This is a genomic window from Candidatus Symbiopectobacterium sp. 'North America' (assembly GCF_015762685.1).
In the GTDB taxonomy this organism is placed as follows: Bacteria; Pseudomonadota; Gammaproteobacteria; order Enterobacterales; family Enterobacteriaceae; genus Symbiopectobacterium.
Map to the genome: position 1 here is coordinate 1 of NZ_PEHF01000064.1, position 6,488 is coordinate 6,488.

The window sequence follows — 6,488 nt, forward strand, 5'->3', positions numbered from 1 at the left end:
TTCGCGTTTAACTTTCCGACTGTTACCGCAACCGCGTGTCGCTGTTGCCGTGTCAGTGGAGGCGCATTATATGGAGTTCTTTCGCGCTGACAAGCGCTAAATGTAAAAAAAAATTCCAAGCGCTTATTTTTAACACAGCCACTCTGTATAAAAAAAGCGGCACGCCTGTGCCGCTTAATGTTTTCACTTTACAAAACATTATGTTAATCACTGCCAATATGCTTTTCGCTGCCATCAACATCCAAAGTGATCGGTTTCCCCGGAATCAATTTGCCCGACAGGATTTCCTGGGCCAGTGGGTTTTCAATCTGCTGCTGGATAGCACGTTTGAGCGGTCGGGCACCGTAAACCGGGTCAAAACCACTTAGCCCCAATTGTTCCAATGCGGCCTCGGTCATCGTGACCTGATAGCCACGCTCTTCCAGCCGCTTGTACAACCGCTGCAACTGAATACGCGCGATGGACATAATGTGTGCCTGACCCAATGGGTGGAATACCACGACTTCATCGATACGGTTGATAAACTCCGGACGGAAACGATGGCTGACCACATCCAGAACCATGTCACGCATCCCGACATAATCCATTTCACCGAAATGTTCCTGGATGAGATCGGAACCCAGGTTCGAGGTCATCACGATAACCGTATTACGGAAATCCACCGTTCTGTCTTGCCCATCCGTCAAGCGGCCATCGCCAAGCACCTGCAACAGAATGTTGAATACATCCGGATGGGCTTTTTCAACCTCATCAAGCAGGATCACGGAATAAGGACGCCGCCGAACCGCTTCGGTGAGATATCCCCCTTCTTCATACCCCACGTATCCCGGAGGTGCGCCCACCAAACGAGACACCGAGTGCTTTTCCATAAATTCAGACATATCGATACGCACCATGGCGTCATCGCTGTCGAACCAAAAAGCTGCCAGCGTTTTGCACAGCTCGGTTTTCCCCACCCCGGTTGTCCCCAAGAACAGGAACGATCCAATGGGTCGATTAGGATCGGAAAGGCCTGCACGACTGCGACGAATCGAGTTCGCCACGGCGCTGACCGCCTCATCTTGCCCGATAACGCGCTGATGAAGCTCTTGCTCCATACGCAGCAGCTTGTCTCGTTCACTTTCCAACATGCGTGCAACGGGAATTCCCGTCCATCTAGCTAGCACTTCGGCAATTTCGGCATCGGTCACTTTGTTGCGTAACAGGTGCATGGTTTTCCCTTCCGCCTGCGTCGTCGTCGCTATCTGTTTTTCAAGCTCGGGCAAGCGCCCATACTGCAACTCCGACATGCGAGCGAGATCGCCCTGACGACGCGCCTGCTCCAATTCGATCTTCGCTTGTTCCAATGCGGCCTTGATATTTTGCGTACCGCTGAGAGAGGCTTTCTCCGCTTTCCACTCTTCTTCAAGCTTGGAGTAGTCGCGTTCTTTCTGCTCAAGCTCTTCGTTCAGCAAAGACAGCCGCTTTTGGCTGGCCTCGTCGGATTCTTTTTTCAGCGCCTGCTGTTCCAACTTTAACTGAATGATACGTCTGTCCAGGCGATCCAGAGATTCTGGTTTCGAATCCATCTGCATACGAATGCTTGATGCCGCTTCATCAATCAGGTCAATGGCTTTATCCGGAAGTTGCCTGTCAGCAATGTAGCTGTGCGACAGCATGGCCGCCGCCACAATCGCCGGGTCAGTGATTTGCACGTGGTGGTGCAATTCATAACGTTCTTTGAGCCCACGCAGAATCGCGATCGTGTCTTCAACATTGGGTTCCGCCACAAACACCTTTTGGAATCGGCGTTCCAGCGCAGCGTCTTTCTCAATGTATTGCCGGTATTCGTCCAGCGTGGTTGCGCCAACGCAATGCAACTCCCCGCGCTCCAATGCGGGCTTGAGCATGTTACCCGCATCCATTGCGCGGTCAGCTTTGCCCGCGCCAACCATGGTATGCAACTCATCGATAAACAGGATGACGCTACCTTCCTGTTTTGCCAGATCGTTAAGCACCCCTTTCAGACGTTCTTCGAACTCACCACGGTATTTGGCACCGGCAATCAATGCTCCCATGTCTAACGACAGCACGCGCTTGTGTTTCAGCCCTTCGGGCACTTCACAGTTAACGATACGCTGGGCTAATCCTTCTACGATTGCCGTTTTCCCGACGCCAGGTTAACCGAGCAATACCGGGTTATTTTTGGTACGGCGTTGCAGCACCTGAATCGTTCTGCGAATTTCTTCATCACAGCCGATGACCGGGTCCAATTTGCCCTGTTCAGCGCGTTCGGTTAAATCGATGGTGAATTTCTTTAGCGCTTGTCGCTGATCTTCCGCATTTTGATCGTTCACCTGTTCACCACCACGTATCTGGTCAATGGCTTTAGAAACGGCTTCTTTGTTTGCCCCTACCCGCGCCAGGAGATCGCTCAACGTGCCGCGAGTATCCAGCGCCGCCAGCAAAAACAGTTCGGAAGAGATAAACGCATCGCCGCGCTTCTGTGCAATCTTGTCGCACAGATTGAGAGTACGGACGAATTCATTGGAGGGTTGCACATCGCCATCAACGCCCTGCACCTGCGGTAAACGCGCGATGGCCTGTTCTATATCCGCTTTCAGACGAACAGCGTTTACACCTGCCGTGGTCAACAGCGGGCTGACCGTACCGCCCTCCTGCTGCAACAGCGCACTCATGACGTGTAACGGGTCGATAAACTGATGATCCTTGCCGAGCGCCAGAGATTGCGCATCCGCAAGGGCAAGCTGGAATTTATTGGTAAGACGATCCAGACGCATAACTCCTCCCATACATACTGGTCAAAATTGTTACTGGAGATTAAATGAGGTCATCCCTCAAAATTTCAAGATTATTTTGCCAGTAAAATAGAAGGAATGCAGTTACTTGCAATGGATCGTCTTAATTCAGTAGGTTATATCAGCCAGATTAAACTTGCCATACGACCCGTAGTTCCATCGCGGCGATATGAGAAAAATTTGTCGGCCTGAGTCACAGTACAGGCATCGCCACCAAAAATTTTCGTCACGTCTTGAGCTTGCAAGCGCAAACGCGCTAGCTGGTAGATATCGGCAATGAACTTGTTATCCTTAGCGATAAATGCGTCTGCGGCGGCAGGGTGCTGTTCAATAAAAGCATCGCGCACCTCAGGGCCAACCTCAAACGCCTGCGGCCCGATCGCCGGCCCAAGCCATGCCATCACGGACGACACAGGGGCGCGAAAATGACGCAATGTCGCTTCCAGCACGCCAGAACACAAACCGCGCCAGCCCGCATGCGCGGCAGCCACTTCATCACCGCTATCCGAGCAAAACAGCACCGGCAAACAGTCTGCGGTCATCACCGCGCACACCAGACCAGATTGATTGGTGTAGGCTGCATCACCGGTCGGCACGCCTGACGCCGAAGACGCTAATGAAACCACCTGCGTTCCATGCACCTGATTTAGCCACTGCGGCATCGCAGGCAAATCGGCCCGCGTGACCAGTCGCTGACGATTATCTAACACCGCCTCTGGTCGATCGCCTACGTGCGCACCAAGATTCAACAAATCAAAGGGCGTTTGGCTCACGCCTCCTCTTCGCGTGGTACTACAGGCACGCACACGTTGCGGTGCAGGCCAGTCAGGCAGTATCAGTTCGCTCGTCATCAGCCTCTCGTCACCAGTCATATTGATCTTTGAACGCCTCGGCGTCCGCTTTTAATACCTCAATTAAATCAACCATATCTTGTGGTATGGGGGCATGCCACTCCATTTCAATCCCGCTGATGGGATGATAAAGGCGTAGCATAGTCGCGTGTAACGCCTGACGATCGAACGTGCGCAGTGCGGTCACCAGTTCCTCTGATGCCCCTTTAGGCAAGCGAGGACGACCGCCATACCGTTGATCGCCCACCAGCGGATGGTTGATGTGCACCATGTGAACACGAATCTGGTGTGTACGACCCGTTTCAAGACGCAGGCGTAAACGCGTATGGCTGCGAAAATGTTCCATAATGCGGTAATGGGTAACGGCCGGTTTTCCCATGGGATGCACCGACATATGGATGCGTTTGGTGGGATGGCGGCTCATCGGTTCATTGACTGTGCCTCCGGCCGTCATGCGACCAATCGCAACGGCTTCGTACTCACGCGTGATTTCACGCGCCTGAAGCGATTCCACCAGTCGCGTTTGCGCTGGCACGGTTTTCGCGACCACCATCAATCCCGTGGTGTCTTTATCCAGGCGGTGCACAATGCCTGCGCGCGGAACGTCGCCAATAGCAGGAAAATGGTGCAGCAACGCATTGAGCACGGTACTTTCCGGGTTGCCCGCGCCAGGGTGAACCACCAGATCGCGCGGTTTATTGATCACCAGAATGTCTTGATCTTCATAAACGATATCCAGTGCGATATCTTGTGCTTCCCAGCGAACTTCTTCATCGATCAAGGCATCAATCGTAATGGCTTCACCGCCTAACACTTTCTCTTTTGGCTTATTTATCATATTGCCGTTAATCTGTACCCGATCGTCCAGGATCCATTCTTTTATGCGAGAACGTGAATAATCAGGGAACAATTCGGCCAAAGCCTGATCTAACCGTTGACCGAGTTGAGACTCAGCCACCGTTGCGGTGAGTTGTACTTGTTGTGCCATAGTTGCAGCTTCTTCGTTAACGTTGGGTTTTCGCGGCGATGCCGTTTAAAATAATGTACTATTGTAGCTAGTCTTACCCGGGAGCGTAACGGCCAGTCTCCCGGCATAACACTCTGAGGATAATCAAAACGTTATGATGCGAATGAAATATCTGGTGGCTGCAGCCACGTTGAGCCTGGCGCTAGCGGGTTGCTCCAACAGCTCCAAGGATACGGTTCCCGACAGTCCGCCTTCTGAAATTTATGCTACCGCTCAACAAAAATTGCAGGACGGTAACTTTAAAGCAGCAATCACACAGTTGGAAGCATTGGATAACCGATATCCTTTCGGGCCCTATTCTCAGCAAGTGCAGCTTGACCTGATTTATGCTTATTACAAGTCCGCAGAACTGGCGATGGCGCAAGCCTCCATTGACCGCTTCCTGCGCCTCAACCCGACACACCCGAGCGTGGACTATGTGCTGTACATGCGTGGTTTAACCAACATGGCTCAGGATGATAGCGTACTTCAGGGGTTCTTCGGCGTTGACCGCTCTGACCGCGATCCGCAATATGCACGCGCGGCGTTTCGTGACTTCCGCCAGTTGCTGCAAGCGTATCCTCGCAGCCAGTTTGCCACGGATGCGGGCAAACGTCTGGTATTCCTGAAAGAACGTTTAGCTAAATACGAACTTTCAGTCGCGGAATATTACACCAAACGCGGTGCCTACGTCGCCGTTGTTAATCGCGTAGAACAAATGATGCGTGATTTCCCGGACACGCAAGCGACGAAAAGAGCGCTTCCGTTGATGGAAAATGCTTACAGAGAACTCCGACTGCTGGGTCAGGCGGATAAAGTCGCGAAAATCGTTGAGGCCAATCCCGCTTAACCAGAAAGCAACACGGCCCTAAGCACACGCGTAAACAGAAAAAAACGGCAACTTTGGTTTGCCGTTTTTTTATTCCAACGTCGGAACAGTACCCGAGCATCATCCCGCCACTGACCTTGTCTGGACGCCATCGATCTCATTGATAATGCCACCAGTTGCATCAGGTCTCAAGCCTTGCGTCGCGCTTCCTCTATGTGCTTCACAAATTGCAACTAGGTGATCCGACCAGCCAAATAAAAGTGATGTAGATCACGATTTTTATCCCATTTACGGCTATGCTGAAGTTATCTAAGTGAGACGGCAAGAGCAGAGAGGTATGTTATATGACGATCAACATTACCAGTAAGCAAATGGAAATCACCCCCGCAATACGTCAGCATGTCGAAGACCGTCTAACCAATCTGGATAAATGGCAAACTCACCTGATTAACCCACATATTATTTTATCCAAAGAACCGGTGGGTTTTGTTGCCGATGCGACTATCAGTACGCCTAATGGTCCCTTGGTCGCCAGCGCCAAGCATGAAGATATGTACGCTGCCATTAATGAGCTGCTCGCGAAACTGGAGCGCCAACTGAACAAGATGCAGCATAAGGGAGAAGCTCGTCGGGCAACGACGGCCAGCGTCAAAGACGCGGATATTGAGTTGTCATAACCGAAACCTTCAGATAACAGTAGCCAAAAACGCGCCGTCAAGGCGCGTTTTTGTTTCTGAGGATAAGGCTCCTTCGCTTTTTAGTTGACAGAACGAAAAGCCAATAGGTACTTTCACCCCATGAGAGCGCTAGCGCTTAACAGGTAACCAATGAGCCACACACCGTTTTTCTTCGTATTCTTTTTTACCTTCCCCTGATTGGGAGGCGATTCGTCATATTGAAAGAATACGAAGACGAACCAGAAAGCCTCCTGAACAGGGGGCTAATGAGATGGTCACCCCCACCCTGTAGCGGTACGCTGACAGGGTGTTTTTCTTTCAGGAGAG

General features: G+C 51.7%; 5 protein-coding genes, 1 pseudogene and 1 other annotated feature. Of the genes and pseudogenes, 3 read left to right on the top strand and 3 right to left on the bottom strand.

Annotation, left to right across the window (positions count from 1 at the left end):
* Positions 1 to 203 precede the first annotated feature (203 nt).
* The 3 genes and pseudogenes from clpB to rluD all read right to left on the bottom strand — a co-directional run bounded on the left by clpB (position 204) and on the right by rluD (position 4,637).
* A pseudogene (gene clpB / locus CS369_RS13965) lies at positions 204 to 2,780 on the bottom strand (ATP-dependent chaperone ClpB).
* Between the two features lie 134 nt (positions 2,781 to 2,914).
* Positions 2,915 to 3,649 (bottom strand): purine nucleoside phosphorylase YfiH, encoded by a 735-nt coding sequence (gene yfiH, locus CS369_RS13970; protein WP_196907581.1) that lies wholly within the window; start codon positions 3,647 to 3,649, stop codon positions 2,915 to 2,917.
* Between the two features lie 10 nt (positions 3,650 to 3,659).
* Complete coding sequence (gene rluD, locus CS369_RS13975; RefSeq protein WP_196907583.1) at positions 3,660 to 4,637, bottom strand: 23S rRNA pseudouridine(1911/1915/1917) synthase RluD; 978 nt, start codon at positions 4,635 to 4,637, stop codon at positions 3,660 to 3,662.
* Between the two features lie 133 nt (positions 4,638 to 4,770).
* Here rluD and bamD point away from each other — a divergent pair, with 133 nt between their 5' ends.
* The 3 genes from bamD (at position 4,771) to pheL (ending at position 6,359) form a co-directional block, all read left to right on the top strand.
* On the top strand, positions 4,771 to 5,505 hold the full coding sequence (gene bamD, locus CS369_RS13980; protein WP_196907585.1) for an outer membrane protein assembly factor BamD: 735 nt from the start codon (positions 4,771 to 4,773) through the stop codon (positions 5,503 to 5,505).
* A gap of 323 nt (positions 5,506 to 5,828) precedes the next feature.
* Positions 5,829 to 6,161, top strand: coding sequence for a ribosome-associated translation inhibitor RaiA (gene raiA / locus CS369_RS13985; protein WP_196907587.1), 333 nt, complete (start codon positions 5,829 to 5,831; stop codon positions 6,159 to 6,161).
* A gap of 149 nt (positions 6,162 to 6,310) precedes the next feature.
* Positions 6,311 to 6,434: a sequence feature (Phe leader region), on the top strand.
* Positions 6,312 to 6,359, top strand: coding sequence for a pheA operon leader peptide PheL (gene pheL / locus CS369_RS13990; RefSeq protein WP_196907589.1), 48 nt, complete (start codon positions 6,312 to 6,314; stop codon positions 6,357 to 6,359). It overlaps the preceding feature by 48 nt.
* Positions 6,435 to 6,488: the final 54 nt, after the last annotated feature.